Annotated in this window: 19 protein-coding genes; 4 read left to right on the top strand and 15 right to left on the bottom strand. The window is 70.4% G+C overall.

Translation table 11 applies throughout. The features are described 5' to 3' along the window. Positions 1 to 50: 50 nt before the first annotated feature. Positions 51 to 641, bottom strand: coding sequence for an aerial mycelium formation protein (locus AB0H86_RS34155; RefSeq protein ID WP_362447838.1), 591 nt, complete (start codon positions 639 to 641; stop codon positions 51 to 53). 158 nt (positions 642 to 799) lie between these two features. Here AB0H86_RS34155 and dtd point away from each other — a divergent pair, with 158 nt between their 5' ends. After that, the gene (dtd, locus tag AB0H86_RS34150; RefSeq protein WP_362447835.1) at positions 800 to 1225 is read left to right on the top strand and encodes a D-aminoacyl-tRNA deacylase; all 426 of its coding nucleotides are present in this window, start codon (positions 800 to 802) and stop codon (positions 1223 to 1225) included. Between the two features lie 16 nt (positions 1226 to 1241). Here the strand turns inward: dtd and AB0H86_RS34145 are convergent, their stop codons facing one another. The 6 genes from AB0H86_RS34145 to AB0H86_RS34120 form a co-directional block, all read right to left on the bottom strand. After that, the gene (locus AB0H86_RS34145) at positions 1242 to 2210 is read right to left on the bottom strand and encodes a folate-binding protein (RefSeq protein WP_362447832.1); all 969 of its coding nucleotides are present in this window, start codon (positions 2208 to 2210) and stop codon (positions 1242 to 1244) included. A 10-nt stretch (positions 2211 to 2220) separates the two neighbouring features. Further along, positions 2221 to 2658: a transcriptional repressor gene (locus AB0H86_RS34140; protein WP_362447829.1), complete on the bottom strand. Its 438-nt coding sequence runs from the start codon at positions 2656 to 2658 to the stop codon at positions 2221 to 2223. A 146-nt stretch (positions 2659 to 2804) separates the two neighbouring features. Continuing rightward, the gene (locus tag AB0H86_RS34135; protein WP_362447826.1) at positions 2805 to 3380 is read right to left on the bottom strand and encodes an FABP family protein; all 576 of its coding nucleotides are present in this window, start codon (positions 3378 to 3380) and stop codon (positions 2805 to 2807) included. 226 nt (positions 3381 to 3606) lie between these two features. Then, complete coding sequence (locus AB0H86_RS34130) at positions 3607 to 4533, bottom strand: hypothetical protein (protein ID WP_362447823.1); 927 nt, start codon at positions 4531 to 4533, stop codon at positions 3607 to 3609. Beyond that, a complete protein-coding gene (locus AB0H86_RS34125) occupies positions 4530 to 5558 on the bottom strand; it encodes a hypothetical protein (protein ID WP_362447821.1) in 1029 nt (342 codons plus the stop codon). Before AB0H86_RS34125 ends, AB0H86_RS34130 begins: the two co-directional genes overlap by 4 nt. Then, on the bottom strand, positions 5555 to 6289 hold the full coding sequence (locus tag AB0H86_RS34120; protein ID WP_362447818.1) for a hypothetical protein: 735 nt from the start codon (positions 6287 to 6289) through the stop codon (positions 5555 to 5557). The genes AB0H86_RS34125 and AB0H86_RS34120 overlap by 4 nt, the downstream gene beginning before the upstream one ends. A 177-nt stretch (positions 6290 to 6466) precedes the next feature. Between AB0H86_RS34120 and AB0H86_RS34115 the strand changes: the two genes are divergently transcribed. Further along, entirely contained in the window at positions 6467 to 6829 is a 363-nt protein-coding gene (locus AB0H86_RS34115) for a DsrE family protein (protein ID WP_362447815.1), read from the top strand. Positions 6830 to 6845: 16 nt separating this feature from the next. Here the strand turns inward: AB0H86_RS34115 and AB0H86_RS34110 are convergent, their stop codons facing one another. The 8 genes from AB0H86_RS34110 to AB0H86_RS34075 all read right to left on the bottom strand — a co-directional run bounded on the left by AB0H86_RS34110 (position 6846) and on the right by AB0H86_RS34075 (position 12116). Continuing rightward, positions 6846 to 7106 (bottom strand): DUF3099 domain-containing protein, encoded by a 261-nt coding sequence (locus tag AB0H86_RS34110; protein WP_362447812.1) that lies wholly within the window; start codon positions 7104 to 7106, stop codon positions 6846 to 6848. A 107-nt stretch (positions 7107 to 7213) separates the two neighbouring features. Beyond that, on the bottom strand, positions 7214 to 7501 hold the full coding sequence (locus AB0H86_RS34105) for a DUF1416 domain-containing protein (RefSeq protein ID WP_362447809.1): 288 nt from the start codon (positions 7499 to 7501) through the stop codon (positions 7214 to 7216). A 41-nt stretch (positions 7502 to 7542) separates the two neighbouring features. Beyond that, positions 7543 to 8382 (bottom strand): sulfurtransferase, encoded by an 840-nt coding sequence (locus AB0H86_RS34100; protein ID WP_362447806.1) that lies wholly within the window; start codon positions 8380 to 8382, stop codon positions 7543 to 7545. 127 nt (positions 8383 to 8509) lie between these two features. Further along, the gene (locus AB0H86_RS34095) at positions 8510 to 8590 is read right to left on the bottom strand and encodes a putative leader peptide (RefSeq protein WP_350310325.1); all 81 of its coding nucleotides are present in this window, start codon (positions 8588 to 8590) and stop codon (positions 8510 to 8512) included. A 219-nt stretch (positions 8591 to 8809) separates the two neighbouring features. After that, positions 8810 to 9547 (bottom strand): DUF2993 domain-containing protein, encoded by a 738-nt coding sequence (locus tag AB0H86_RS34090; RefSeq protein ID WP_362447803.1) that lies wholly within the window; start codon positions 9545 to 9547, stop codon positions 8810 to 8812. Between the two features lie 153 nt (positions 9548 to 9700). Continuing rightward, the gene (locus tag AB0H86_RS34085) at positions 9701 to 10936 is read right to left on the bottom strand and encodes a hypothetical protein (RefSeq protein WP_362447800.1); all 1236 of its coding nucleotides are present in this window, start codon (positions 10934 to 10936) and stop codon (positions 9701 to 9703) included. Between the two features lie 2 nt (positions 10937 to 10938). Next, positions 10939 to 11193, bottom strand: coding sequence for a MoaD/ThiS family protein (locus AB0H86_RS34080; protein WP_362447797.1), 255 nt, complete (start codon positions 11191 to 11193; stop codon positions 10939 to 10941). A 38-nt stretch (positions 11194 to 11231) separates the two neighbouring features. Next, the gene (locus AB0H86_RS34075) at positions 11232 to 12116 is read right to left on the bottom strand and encodes an alpha/beta fold hydrolase (RefSeq protein WP_362447794.1); all 885 of its coding nucleotides are present in this window, start codon (positions 12114 to 12116) and stop codon (positions 11232 to 11234) included. 171 nt (positions 12117 to 12287) lie between these two features. Here AB0H86_RS34075 and AB0H86_RS34070 point away from each other — a divergent pair, with 171 nt between their 5' ends. After that, positions 12288 to 13067: a response regulator transcription factor gene (locus AB0H86_RS34070; RefSeq protein WP_362447791.1), complete on the top strand. Its 780-nt coding sequence runs from the start codon at positions 12288 to 12290 to the stop codon at positions 13065 to 13067. Positions 13068 to 13163: 96 nt separating this feature from the next. Beyond that, on the top strand, positions 13164 to 14186 hold the full coding sequence (locus tag AB0H86_RS34065) for a LacI family DNA-binding transcriptional regulator (protein WP_362447788.1): 1023 nt from the start codon (positions 13164 to 13166) through the stop codon (positions 14184 to 14186). Positions 14187 to 14192 lie beyond the last annotated feature (6 nt).

Below are 14192 nucleotides of genomic sequence, written 5' to 3'. Positions count from 1 at the left end.
AGGGGACCCGCCCCGACAGCGGGCCCGGGATCGCCGGTACGGCCGCCGTGTCAGATGAGCAGGTCGTCTACTTGAGCTTCCCCTTCACGGTACCTGCGGGCGATCTCCGCGCTGCAGTCGTCGGCCGTCCGCTGCAGCCGCTGCCGACGCCGGGACACCCGCTGCTCGTACCGTACGAGCCGTCCCATCGCCGTGCTCAACTCCAGGTCCGTGCGCGCCTCCAGGTCCGACAGCTCGACCTCGGCGAGCATCTCCGCGGCCAGCAGCCGGTACTCCTCGCTGTGCGGGGTGCCCAGCGTCACATGGCGGGCGGAGGAGCGGTGCCGGGCCGGGGCGTCGGTGAGGATCTCCGACAGCCGCTCGACCACGGAGGGCTCCCCCACGGCCACGACGGCCGCCGGCCCCGCCGGGGACCGCCGCCCCAGCTCCGCCCGCAGGATGTCGATACGGCCCTGCAGCAGCCGTCGTACGTAGCTGAGGTCGGCCTCGTCGCGCTGCGCGTCCCGGCGCAAAGTGCGCAGTTCGGGCAGGTTCAGCGCGGTCAGTTCGTGCTCGGGCGGGTCAGCGGGCAGCAGCGGACTGTCGGTGCGCTGCACGGGCGGCCGCTGGGTGCCCAGCTGCCCGGTACTCGGTGTTCTCATGTGCCTCTACCGTCCCCTCGACCGGCGTGTGCAAGCATCGTGCCACCCCAAGTGGCCGCTATGTGACCGAGTACCCACGATCCGCCCAAGATTGGGTGGTATGCGTCAAAAAAGAAGGCCCGTGCGGAGCACTGTCGACCACCCGGCATGATGGTCGTATGCGTGCGGTGGTGCAGAGGGTTGACGGCGCGAGCGTCGTCGTGGACGGCGAGACGGTCGGGGAGATCGACGGCGAGGGACTGTGTGTCCTCGTCGGGGTGACCCACGAGGACACCAAGGAGAAGGCGGCCCAACTCGCCCGGAAGCTGTGGTCGATCCGCATGCTGGCGGACGAGAGGTCGTGCAGCGACATCGACGCGCCGCTCCTCGTCATCAGCCAGTTCACCCTCTACGGCGACGCCCGCAAGGGCCGCCGCCCCACCTGGAACGCGGCCGCCCCGGGCGACGTGGCCGAGCCGCTGGTCGACGAGGTGGTCGCCCGGCTCCGCGAGCTGGGCGCGACGGTGGCGACGGGCCGGTTCGGCGCGCGGATGCGCGTCTCGCTGACGAACGACGGCCCGTTCACCGTACTCGTCGAGATCTAGGGCTCCGCGACGACGTCTACGGCTCTACGACGACTTCCTGGGCCGCCGCCGTGGTGGTGCCCGCCACCAGCCGCGCGTCCAACGGCACGTTCCGCTTCACCAGGGCCAGGGCGACCGGGCCGAGCTCGTGATGCCGTACGGACGTCGTGATGAAGCCGATCTTGCGGCCGTCGGGCTCGTCGTCCGCGAGGCGGATCTCCGTGCCGGCCGGCGGCAGATGGACCTCGCTGCCGTCCAGGTGGAGGAAGACCAGCCGGCGCGGGGGCTTGCCCAGGTTCTGGACGCGGGCGACGGTCTCCTGGCCGCGGTAGCAGCCCTTCTCGAGGTGTACCGCGGTGTCGATCCAGCCCAGCTCGTGCGGGATGGTGCGGTGGTCGGTCTCGAAGCCGAGGCGGGGGCGGTGCTGCTCGACGCGGAGGGCCTCGTGGGCGAGGATCCCGACCGCGGGGCCGGACTTCTCGGCGTACGCCTCCAGCTCGGCGCGCGGGAGGAACAGATCACGGCCGTACGCCGTCTCGCGTACGGCGACGCCCTTCGGGACCTCGGCGATCGAACCGGCGGGCAGGTGGACGACCGCGATGTCCGCGGTGCGGTCGGCGACGTCGACCCGGTAGAAGAACTTCATCGACTCCAGGTAGGCGATCAGCGCGTCCTGGGTGCCGGGTTCGACGTGCGCCCAGACCGTCGAGCCGTCGTCCACCAGGTACAGGGCGTGCTCGATATGGCCGTGCGCGGACAGGATCAGCGCCTCGGTGGCCTGGCCCGTCGGCAGGTCGCTGACGTGCTGGGTGAGCAGCAGGTGCAGCCAGCTCAGCCGGTCGTCGCCGGAGACGGTGACGACTCCGCGGTGCGAGAGGTCGACGAAGCCGTTGCCGTCGGCGAGGGCGCGCTGCTCGCGGAACAGGTCGCCGTAGTGGGCGGCGACGCCTTCGTCCACGCCTTCGGCGGGGACGGCGCCGGGCAGGGTCAGCAGAGGGCTCTTCATATCCCTAAGCCTACGACTCGGTAGTTGAACCCTTCAGGGAGCAGTCCTTGCACCGGCCGAAGATCGCGAAGTGCTTCATGTCCGTGTCGAAGCCGAACTCGTTCCGGAGCTTGGCGGTGAACTCGGCGGCCACACTCACATCCGCCTCGATCACGTTCATACAGTCCCGGCAGACCAGGTGGATGTGATGGTGCCGATCGGCCAGATGGTACGTCGGCGCGCCGTGCCCGAGGTGCGCGTGGCTGACCAGCCCGAGCTCCTCCAGCAGCTCCAGGGTCCGGTAGACCGTGGAGATGTTGACCCCCGACGCCGTCTTGCGTACTTCCACGAGGATGTCGTCCGGGGTCGCGTGCTCCAGCGTGTCCACGGCTTCGAGCACGAGTTGCCGCTGCGGCGTCAGCCGGTAGCCGCGCTGCCTGAGATCACTCTTCCAGTCGGTGCTCACCACGTAGCCAGTCTAGGCCGGGGCGGACCGGGTCACGGCTCGGCCGACAGAACGCCGTTCAGGCGCTCCGGACGGGCCACGCACAACGTCCCCCGGGCCACTGCGGCACGGGGGACGTAGAAGGGTCGGCCGGCGGAGGTGCGGGACGCCTACTTGAAGAACGCGATGCCGTCGTCCGGCATGTCGTCGGGGAGGGCCTTGGCCCAGCGTTCGACGTCCTCCGGGCTGACGATCTTCTTCAGGTGGGCGGACATGTAGGGGCGCAGCTCGACCTCGGGGGTCTGCTTCTCGCCCACCCACATGAGGTCGGACTTGACGTAGCCGTACAGACGCTTGCCGCCGGTGTAGGGGCCGGAAGCGGCGGTGCGGGCGACCGCGTCCGTGACCAGGTCGATCTGCGGCTTCTGGCGGGCCAGCTCGCCGTACCAGATCTCGACGACGCCGTCGTCGCGGGTCATCGTGACCTCTACCTTGCGGTCGGCGTCGATCCGCCAGAAGCCGGACTCGGACTCCAGCGGCCTGACCTTGTTGCCGTCGTTGTCCAGCACCCAGGTGTGCGAGCGGTACTCCAGGAAGTCCCGGCCGTCGTGGGCGAAGGAGACCTCCTGTCCGAAGTTGCACTTCTCGGAGCCGGGGAAGTCGTGTACGCCCGCGCCCGCCCAGTCGCCGAGCAGAAAGGCGAGGGGGACGAGGTCCTTGTGGAGGTCGGACGGGATCTCGATCATGAGCAGCAGTTCCTAGACGTGGGTCAGCGCTGGCCCTGGTACAGCTTCTTCACGGTCAGCCAGGCGAAGCCGAGCACTCCGACGCAGACCAGGACCAGCAGGGCTTCGAAGAAAACCTCAAGCACGGAGTGCTCCTCGGACGATCGTTATGGGGCGGTACACAGAGCGGGCCCCAGCTTACGCGGCCGGGACCCGTGGCTCCGTGCGAGGTACGCCCTCGCGGGGCTCAGCCCAGCAGCTGGGACTGCAGGATCACCGTCTGCTGGAACGGAACGGCCTTCGCGGCGCCCTTGCGGGACTGGATGACCACGCCGAGGACGTCACCGGCGGACAGATACGCCTGCCGGACCTGTTCGGCACCGTACGGCTTGTTCTCGACGTAGACCGAGTGCGGGACGTCATCGACCTGGGCGGACCCCGGGAAGTCGTCGTCGAAGGCGATCGCCTCGGTGTCGCGCAGCATGTGGCCGGGGTTGCTGGGCGAGGTCAGGTCGGAGGTGTACAGCCCGTCCACGACGGCCGCCGTGTCGAAGTGGAGGAGGTAGACGCGGGTGTGCGTGCCGTCGTCCGTCGTCCAGCCGCGGGCCGCGATGTGCCTCAGGCCGTTGTCGGTCAGCTCCTGCCGGTACTCGTCGCGCTCGTCCCGCGCATACTCCGCCAGGAAGTCCTCCGTCGGCAGCCAGCCGTCCGAGCCGCGCAGCGCCTCGTCCTCCGTGGCGCCCTCGGGGGATGGCAGCAGAAGGGCCCGCAGGTCGGCGTAGTGCGCGGCGGCCTTGTTCGTCCCGGTGAACGGCTCCGGGCTGCCGGACGGCAGCGGCGGCTTCGTCAGCTCCGGGTACGCCCAGCGCCCGTCCGACTCCGTCGCGAGACCCGGTACGTCCGTCCGCTCCATCCGGGTGATCCCGTACGCCGTCCCCGCCCCGACCGTCGCGAGGACGACGACGGCGGCGGTCCAGCGGAGGACCGCCCGCAGGATTCGGCGGTCCTTGGGCGGGGGCGGACCGGGATTCGGTGCCGTGAGGGGCTGGGTTTCGGGCGGCGGGGGCAGGAGGGCCTGCGGCTGCTCGACGACGACGGGTGCCTGCGGTGCCGCGGGTGAAGTCCCGCTCCCTTCGGCGGTCGGGTCCTTGATCTGTGGCTGGTCGGTGCTCATACCGCCTCCCCCGGTTCGGCTATGCGGTCCAGCTGTTCGCGCAGCAGCCGCGCGACTCCCTCGGTGTCGAGCGGCTCGGCGCCGTCCGCCGTGGCGGTGACCAGGACGTCTCCCTGGTACGCGGAGCAGTACATGGTGTCGAGTTCCGTGTCGGCGTCCTTGGGCGGCAGGAAGCACTCGGCGTTCTTGTGGCCCTTGATCTCCGGGCCCTCACGGAAGATCTCCAGGGCGTCGAGGAACTCCCGCTGGAACGTGGAGATGTCCTTGACCGCCGCCTTGGACTCCATCTGCGCGAGCGTGATGCTGACCGTGTAGATCTCCTCGTTCTTGCCGAACGCGCTCGCCTCCGAGTTGAGGTAGCTGCGCATCGCCATGCCAGTGAGACGCTGCCGGTCGATCTCCTTCTCCAGCTGCCTGCGCTGGGTGCGGGGCAGATCGCTCAGCGACTCCTTGCGCAGGGCGGTCGCCTGGGCCCCGCTGAGCCGCGCGTCCAAGCCGTACTCGCCGAGGTCCGGCCCCCGGGTCCAGCCGTCGGTCCCGTACGGCACGAAGAGGCCGGCGAGCCCCTGAGCGGTCACCGGCTTCTCCTCCTCGACCGCGCTCTTCGGGAACTCCCATACGGGCGCCCCGGCATCCCGGTCGGCGTCCCCCACGGTGACCATGGTGAACCCGACCCCCGCCACAACCGCCCCGACCAGCAACAGCGAACCCGCCACCGCGGCGATACGGCGACGAAGCACCGCGTTCTTGCCGGCCGGCCCGGGAAAGGGCGCCGGGAGAACACCGTCCACGGCGGACGCCACGGGCGCGAGCAACCCCACGCCACCCACTTGGACAACGGGACCGACAGGGCCCACCGGCGCGACGTCGGCGGCCGGAGCCGCCGGGACACCCACAGCGGACGGCCCGTTCTGGGTGGCCGGGGTGATCTCGCTCGCCGGAGCGGGCTCGCCCACCTCCGCGACCGTATTGGGCTGCGCTGCCGGTTCGGGCTGCGTGGCTGTGTTGTCGGGGTTCTCGGTCACAGCCGCTCCATCTGCCGGGTGGCCAGGTCCAGGATGGTCTTCTTGGGGATCGGCTTCGCGTCGTAGACCCAGATCTCCATGGCGATGTCGCCCCGCCAGGCGTGTGCCTCCGCGCTGTAGATCGGCAGGTAGCCGGCCTTGGTGTCGGGCACGTTGTGGACGTACGCCATCCCGTCACCGGTGCCGGGGATGACCCAGCTGTCGGTGGAGTCGGCGTCCTCCGCCCAGTAGTTGCCGCTCTCCGCGGACTCGGCGGCGGCGAGGGTCTCCTCCTGGCGGAACTGGACCAGCCGGGCCTTCACTATGGACTTGCCGCCGCCCTCCCAGCCGGTGACGGCGGCCCGGCGGAACTCGCCGCCGCCCAGGTAGCCGAAGGCCACCTTCGGCTTCTCGTGGGTGTCGGCGTACTCGGCCAGGTCCATCCAGCCGTCGGAACCGGTGAGCCAGTCGTCGTCCTTCGCCCCGCTCGGTTTCTTCAGCAGCAGCCTGCGCAGGTCGCCGTCGGTCTTCACGCGCCGGTCCCGGGCGGCGGACAGCGGCTCGGGCCCCTCGCCCTTCGCCCGCGCCAGGTTCGGCTGCGAGAGCGGGCCGAGCCGCGTGGGCTCACGGTCGGCCTGCACGAGATAGCCGGCGCAGGTACCGGCGACGACACCGAGCACGGCGGCACCGGCGATCAGCAGAGCCGTACGCCCACGCCGGCGCGGCCGGACCGGGCCGGGCTCGAACGGCACGACGGGCGCCCCCACCGGAGCGACCGGTACAACCGGCTCAACCCGTACGTTTGCCGCCTCTTCGGGTAATTCCAAGACGTCCCCCCACAGAACGCGAAGCGCGCATTCCGTATGCGCGCTCACAGGAGACCCTCAGTCAATATCCGGAGTTGTAGAGGAGTTGATTACGATTCGGGCATGGCGAAGAAGCTCGTGATCAAGGTGACGGCCGGGGCGGACGCTCCCGAGCGCTGCTCGCAGGCGTTCACGGTGGCGGCGGTGGCCGTGGCCAGTGGTGTCGAGGTGTCCCTGTGGCTGACCGGTGAGTCCGCGTGGTTCGCGCTCCCGGGGCGGGCCGCGGAGTTCGACCTCCCGCATGCCGCCCCGCTGCCCGACCTCCTCGACTCGGTCCTGTCGGCCGGCAGGGTCACCCTGTGCACGCAGTGCGCGGCCCGACGGGACATCACGGAGAAGGACGTCATCGAGGGCGTACGCATCGCCGGCGCGCAGGTCTTCGTCCAGGAGGCCCTGGGAGACGAGACACAGGCGCTCGTCTACTGAGACGACGCGGGCCTTCCTACCGCGGGCGTTTCCGCCCGTCCAGCTCGTCCCACCACTCGTCGGACTTCGGGTCGCCGGAGGGGTCGTCCCACCAGCGGTCGTCGGGGCCGCGTCGGTTCGCGACCATCGCCGCGAGCGGCGGGATGAGCATCGCGACCACGCACATCCCGACGGCCACCGGGACCGACCAGATGCGTACGACTCCCCAGGCCAGGACGAACAGCGTGATGCAGATGCCCATCATGGCGAAGTAGGTGTGACGTCGCCGTGCGTACATACGTCCAGGGTAGGCCGGGGCGGCGGGGCAGGCGTGCCGAAGGGCCGCACCCCAGGTGTCCAACCCTTGGGGTGCGGCCCTTCAATGCCTTGTTGGGCCGGCCGTCGTCAGACCGCGATCGCGACCTCGGCCAGGCCGCCCTGCTGGGCGACGACCGTGCGGTCGGCGCTGCCGCCGGGGACGAGGGCGCGGACGGTCCAGGTTCCCTCGGCCGCGTAGAAGCGGAACTGCCCCGTGGCGGAGGTGGGGACCTCCGCGGTGAACTCGCCGGTCGAGTCGAGCAGCCGGACGTATCCGACCACCGGCTCACCGTCGCGGGTCACCTGACCCTGGATGGTGGTCTCACCGGGCTTGATCGTCGAGGCGTCCGGGCCGCCGGCCTTCGCTCCACACATGTCGTACTCCTGAAGAGGTCTTGAAAGGTCGGTCGGTGGGACTACTTGTTGGCGCCGAGCTCGATCGGCACGCCGACGAGGGAGCCGTACTCGGTCCAGGAGCCGTCGTAGTTCTTGACGTTCTCCACGCCGAGCAGCTCGTGCAGGACGAACCAGGTGAGCGCGGAGCGCTCACCGATGCGGCAGTAGGCGATGGTGTCCTTGGCGAGGTCCACCTGCTCCTCGGCGTAGAGCTCCTTGAGCTCGTCGTCCGACTTGAAGGTGCCGTCGTCGTTGGCGTTCTTCGACCACGGGATGTTGCGCGCGGACGGGACGTGACCCGGACGCTGCGACTGCTCCTGCGGCAGGTGCGCGGGGGCGAGCAGCTTGCCGGAGAACTCGTCGGGCGAGCGGACGTCGACCAGGTTCTGCGAGCCGATCGCGGCGACGACGTCGTCACGGAAGGCGCGGATGGCCTTGTTCTGCGGCTTGGCCGTGTACGAGGTGGTGGCGCGCTCGGGCACGTCCTCGACCAGCTCGCGGGCGTCCAGCTCCCACTTCTTGCGGCCGCCGTCGAGAAGCTTGACGTTCTCGTGGCCGTACAGCTTGAAGTACCAGTAGGCGTACGACGCGAACCAGTTGTTGTTGCCGCCGTAGAGGATCACCAGCGTGTCGTTGGCGATGCCCTTCGAGGAGAGGAGCTTCTCGAAGCCCTCCTGGTCGACGAAGTCACGGCGGACCGGGTCCTGAAGGTCCTTCGTCCAGTCGATACGGATGGCGTTGCGAATGTGGTTCTTCTCGTAGGCGGACGTGTCTTCGTCCACCTCCACGAGCGCGATGGTCGGGTCGTCCAGGTGGTCCTGGACCCAGTCGGCGTCTACCAGGACGGCGCTGCGGCTCATGCTCTTTCTCCTCCGGGGCAGTTACGGCGGGGCGTACGAGTGCGAGGGGTGCGCGGTCGGGCCGGGATCGGCGCATGCGCGGGATGCCCTGATCGGGGCAGGCTGCATGCGGAGTCGGCGTTTCCGCTCAGAAGGTGCGACAGAGCATGGCGGCGACGCGGCACAGGTCTACTGCCCGCCGCTTCGTGAGGTCCGCCTGTCGCTTCATAGGTATCGATCGTAGGGATGGAGAGGCAGCCATGTCACCGGCGTGTCGCATTCTGAGACGCTATCGTCCGCGATGTGAGAAAAAAACGGCACCCGGGCCATGATCCCACGGTTGCCGGGCGCATGAAGCCGTCATCACATCTGCTGTACGGACTGGAGCGTCTCGCCCCTCGGACGGCGACGCGGTCGCGCGCGGCCCGTGCCCCATTCCCGGCCCGTCCTACCCCGCGAGCTTGACGTTCGAACCCTTCACCGTGATCTCCACACCACTCTTCCCCGCCTGCACCTTGTCGAGCTGGATGCCGCCGGGCAGCCCCTCGATCTTCTGCTCGAAGTCCGTGATGGCCCGGACCCGGTTCTCGGCGAGGTCGACACCGCCGAACGAGGGCAGCTGGTCCGCGTGCACCCGCACGATGTCGCCCTCGGCGGTGACGGTGCTGAGCACGTACACCGGGTTCGGCAGCTTGGTGCCGAGCACCGTCGCCTCGACCGCGACCTTGATCTTGCCGTTGCCGCCGTCGGAGAGCCCGACGATGTTGGCGGTGACGCCGGGGGCGACCTGGGTGGGCTCGGACTTGGCGGTCTTGAGCAGCTCGGCGTAGGTGACGGACGCCGTGCCGGTGGCGGTGGACGCGGTGGCGGAGCTGTAGTCGCCGGAGAACTCGACGCCCTTCATGTTCGCTTCGAGGTCGTCGATACGGATCGTCCCGCCCTCGGTTCCGGTGTCCGCCTCGTAGTCCTTGATACCGACCTGGACGTCGTCCAGTGCGCCGCCGACGACCTGGGTGAGGAAGGGGAAGCCCTTGATGGAGACGTCCGGGGTGGTGTCCAGGTTCTCGGTGGTCTTCAGCTTGTCCGCGACCTCGCCCTCCGCGAAGTTGACCGCGACGCGGTCGGCGATCACGAAGAGGCCGCCGAAGATCACGACGAGGATCAGAAGTATTCGCAGTGCACGCATGCGGTGTCCCCCACGACGGCGGTCAGACGACGGTCGGTTGACGGACCGGGTGGCCGCCGAACGTGAGGGTAACCCTGGGCTCGCAAGGGATCGGCAAATTGTCGATCATTCGTGACAGGAGAGGCGGGCGGCCAGGCGCCCGCCACGCCGGCGTCAGGTCAGCGCCCGCCCCAGCAGGTACACCGCCGGTGCGGCCGCCGCCAGCGGCAGAGCGACTCCCGCCGTGAAGTGCACGAACCTCGACGGGTAGTCGTAGCTCGCCACCCGGTGCCCGATCAGCGCGCACACCGCCGCGCCCGCGCCCAGCAGCGCGCCCTTCGCGCCCAGGCCGGTCATCCCACCGACCGCGATACCCGCGCCCGCCGCGGCGAGCAGGGCGACGACCACGGAGACCGGGGTCGGCAGGGGCAGCGTGCGGGCCAGGACGGCGACCGCCACCGCCGCCGCGCCGACCGTCACCGCGTCCGGCTCGGCCGCGAGGTGTCCGGCCGCGACGATGGACAGCGCCGCCGAGGCGACGGTCGCCATCAGGCCGTACATCCGCTCGTCCGCGTCGGCGTGCGAGCGCAGCTGGAGGACGAGGGAGAGCAGGACCCACACACCGAGCGTGCCGAGGATCGCGGCGGGCCCGTTCTCCCGGCCGACCACGAGCAGTACGGCGTCCGCCACCAGCGCCCCGAGGAACGCCATCGCGATGCCCTGCCGGGCCGGCCACATGCCGTTCAGCCGGAACCAGCCCGCGGCCGTGACCGCCTGGAGGACGACGAGGGGCACCACGAGGGCGTACGAGCCGATGGCCGCCGTACCGGACAGCAGCAGAGCGAGGAGCGCGGTGAGCGCGGCGGGCTGCATGCCGGGTTCGATGACCGGCGAGCGCCCCTCCAGCCTCGCCCGCTGGGCGTCGGTGACGCGGGTGTTGCCGGCGACGGTGGCCGGGCCGTACCCGGAGGCCGGCTCCTCGGCGGCCGGCGCCGGTGTACGCGCGTGTGCCGGAGCGTGGGTGTGGGGGGCCTGAGCGCCGTGGGCCTGAGCGCCGGGAGCCTGCGGCTGCTGCGCCGCGGCGGCGGGGTACGCCCGGTCCGCGGGCGCCTGCTGCGGCAGATACGCCGTCTCGGCGGCCGGCACCGGCTGCACCGGCTGGTGCATCTGGGTCTCCCAGGTCTGCCCCTGCCACTGCTGCGTGTACTGCTGGGCGGCCTGCGGATCCTCGTAGGCCTGCTGCCAGTACGGGTCGTAGCCCTGCGGGTCGTAGCCCTGGGGCTGCTGCCCGTGCTGCTCGCCCTGGTACTGCTGCTGCCCGGGCTGCTCCCCCTGCTGCTCCCCTTGGTGCTGCCTGCGCCGTCGGTACTGCTGTCCTTCGTACGGCCCGTCGTACGGCTGGTTGGTCATCGTCACCCTCCTGCGAACGGCGGGAGCACCTCGACCGTGCCGCCGTCGGCCAGCCGTACCGTCTCATGTCCGCGGGTGCCCACGGGGTCACCGTCGATGAGGAACGAGCATCGCCGCAGGACACGCGCGAGTTCGCCGGGGTGTCGCCCGCGCACCGCGTCGAGCGTCTCGGCGAGGGTGTCCGCGTCGAACGGCTCCTCGGCGATCCCTGCCGCGGCCTTCGCGGCGGCCCAGTAGCGCACCGTGACCTTTGCCATCCCGGTTCCTCAATCAATCGGCGGTGTACACGGTCAGGCTAGCCCGCCCGACCGACAGCCCAGTCCCCGATGCGGGCCAGCAGCTCGTCCGTGGCCGCGTGTTCGGCGTGGCCCATGCCGGGCTCCAGCCAGAGTTCGCCGTGGTCGCCGGCGGCGCCGGCCAGCATGCGGGGGTGGTCGAGAGGGAAGTAGCCGTCCTGTTCGCCGTGCACGATCAGGAGCGGCGTCGGCGCGATCCTCGGGACCGCCTCCACGGGCGACAGCGGCACCGGGTCCCACTCACGGTGGTGGATGCGCGTACGGAATCCGTAGCGGCCCACCAGGCGGCCCTCGGGGCGGCTCACCAGCCAGTGCAGTCGGCGCATGGGAGCCGTGCCCCGGTAGTACCAGCGGGCCGGGGCGCTCACCGAGACCACCACGTCCGTCGCCGCTTGCGCGTGCCCCTCGTGCACCGGCTCCTCTTTCGGGGGATTCGGGCCGTACAGCGCGGCGTGCCGCAGGGCCACCGAGCCGCCCATGGAGAAACCGACGGTGATCACACGCGGGTGCCCGAGCGAACGGGCCCACTCGACCGCGGCGGCGAGGTCCAGCACCTCCCGGTCGCCGACCGTGGAGTGCCCGCCGGAGGCGCCATGCCCCCGGAAGGAGAACGTGACGACGGCGCCGTGGCGCGCGAACGCCGTGGCCACCCGCCGGACGTGCGGGCGGTCCACGTCGCCGGTGAAACCGTGCGCGATCACGAACACCGGGCCACCGGAAGGTGACGCCGAGGCGTCGTATACGACGTCCCCCGGGTTGTATACGGAATCGATCGTCACCCCGTCGGCGGTGTGCAGAAACACCCGCAAAGGGGTACGTCTGCCCGTCTCGGAGTGCGGTCGATCGGTGGATCGCGCCACATGACCTGCCGGACCGGTACTCATGTGGGCTATTCTGCTGGGCAGAGGACTCGGGCAGCGTAGCCCCCGGGTCCTTTTGTGCTTTCGGAAGCGTTGTATACGAAGCGGGAAACCGCAGGTGTACGGGGCCGCCGGGATCGCAGCGCAGTGCCGCACCGCACACGTCCTCGCAGGGACCGAGGAGGAACCAGACATATGAGTTCTCTGCTGCTCCTGACCAATGCCCTCCAGCCGTCGACGGAGGTGCTCCCCGCTCTCGGTTTGCTGCTGCACAACGTGCGCGTGGCCCCCGCGGAGGGCCCCGCTCTCGTCGACACCCCGGGCGCCGACGTCATCCTGATCGACGGGCGCCGTGACCTGCCACAGGTCCGCAGCCTGTGCCAGCTGCTGCGCTCCACCGGGCCCGGCTGTCCACTCATCCTCGTCGTGACCGAGGGCGGCCTCGCGGCCGTCACCGCCGACTGGGGCATCGACGACGTACTGCTCGACACCGCCGGTCCGGCGGAGGTCGAGGCCCGTCTGCGTCTCGCCATGGGCCGCCAGCAGATCGTCAACGACGACTCCCCCATGGAGATCCGCAACGGCGACCTCTCCGTCGACGAGGCGACCTACTCCGCCAAGCTCAAGGGCCGGGTCCTCGACCTCACCTTCAAGGAGTTCGAGCTCCTGAAGTACCTCGCCCAGCACCCGGGCCGCGTCTTCACACGCGCACAGCTCCTCCAGGAGGTCTGGGGCTACGACTACTTCGGCGGCACCCGGACCGTCGACGTCCACGTACGACGGCTGCGCGCCAAGCTCGGACCCGAGCACGAGTCGCTGATCGGGACCGTCCGGAACGTCGGTTATCGATTCGTTACTCCGGAGAAGGGCGAGCGCGCCACGGACGAGGCCAAGGCCAAGCCGACCGCGGCAAATCCGGAGGATGCGGACGAGAAGGGCGCTCTGGACGGCGCCGATATCGCGGCGGAGGCGTAGCGGGCCCGTGGCCAGGGCATCACTCGCGCGCACTCCCGCTCGGGCAGGCCTCCGCACGCCCTGCCCAGAGCGGGTCCATCCGCGTAGACTCCGCGCGTGGCCAAGGTAACCAGGGATGATGTGGCGCGGCTGGCAGGGACGTCCACTGCCGTCGTCAGCTATGTCATCAACAACGGACCCCGGCCGGTTGCCCCGGCCACGCGCGAGCGTGTCCTCGCCGCGATCAAGGAACTGAGCTACCGGCCCGACCGGGTCGCCCAGGCGATGGCGTCGCGGCGCACGGATCTCATAGGCCTGATCGTGCCGGACGCCCGCCAGCCCTTCTTCGGAGAGATGGCGCACGCGGTCGAACAGGCCGCGTCCGAGCGCGGAAAGATGGTGCTGGTCGGCAACTCCGACTACGTGGGCGAGCGCGAGGTCCACTACCTGCGTGCCTTCCTGGGCATGCGGGTCTCCGGGCTCATCCTCGTCAGCCACGCCCTGAACGACAACGCCGCCGCCGAGATCGACGCCTGGGACGCCCGCGTGGTGCTGCTGCACGAGCGGCCGGAGGCCATCGACGACGTCGCCGTCGTCACGGACGACCTCGGTGGCGCCCAGCTCGCCGTCCGCCACCTGCTGGAGCACGGCTACGAGTACGTCGCCTGTATGGGCGGCACCGCCGAGACCCCCGCGGTCGGCGACCCGGTCTCCGACCATGTCGAGGGCTGGCGGCGCGCGATGCAGGAAGCCGGGCTCCCCACCGAGGGCCGGGTCTTCGAGGCGCCGTACAACCGCTACGACGCCTACCGCGTAGCGCTCGACGTCCTCTCCGGGCCCCAGCGGCCGCCCGCGATCTTCTGCTCCACCGACGACCAGGCCATCGGCGTGCTGCGCGCGGCGCGTGAGCTGCGGCTCGACGTGCCCGGCCAGCTGGCGGTGGCCGGCTTCGACGACATCAAGGAGGCGGCGCTGGCCGACCCGCCCCTGACGACGATCGCGTCGGACCGCTCCGCCATGGCCCGGGCCGCGGTGGACCTCGTCCTCGACGACGGGCTGCGGGTGGCCGGCTCCCGGCACGAGCGGCTGAAGCAGTTCCCGTCGCGGCTGGTGCTGCGCAGGTCCTGCGGCTGCGTGTGAGGGCTT

The sequence above is a fragment of the Streptomyces sp. NPDC050997 genome, assembly GCF_040660135.1.
Classification (GTDB): Bacteria; Actinomycetota; Actinomycetes; order Streptomycetales; family Streptomycetaceae; genus Streptomyces.
This window is presented reverse-complemented; position numbering and strand designations above follow the sequence as displayed.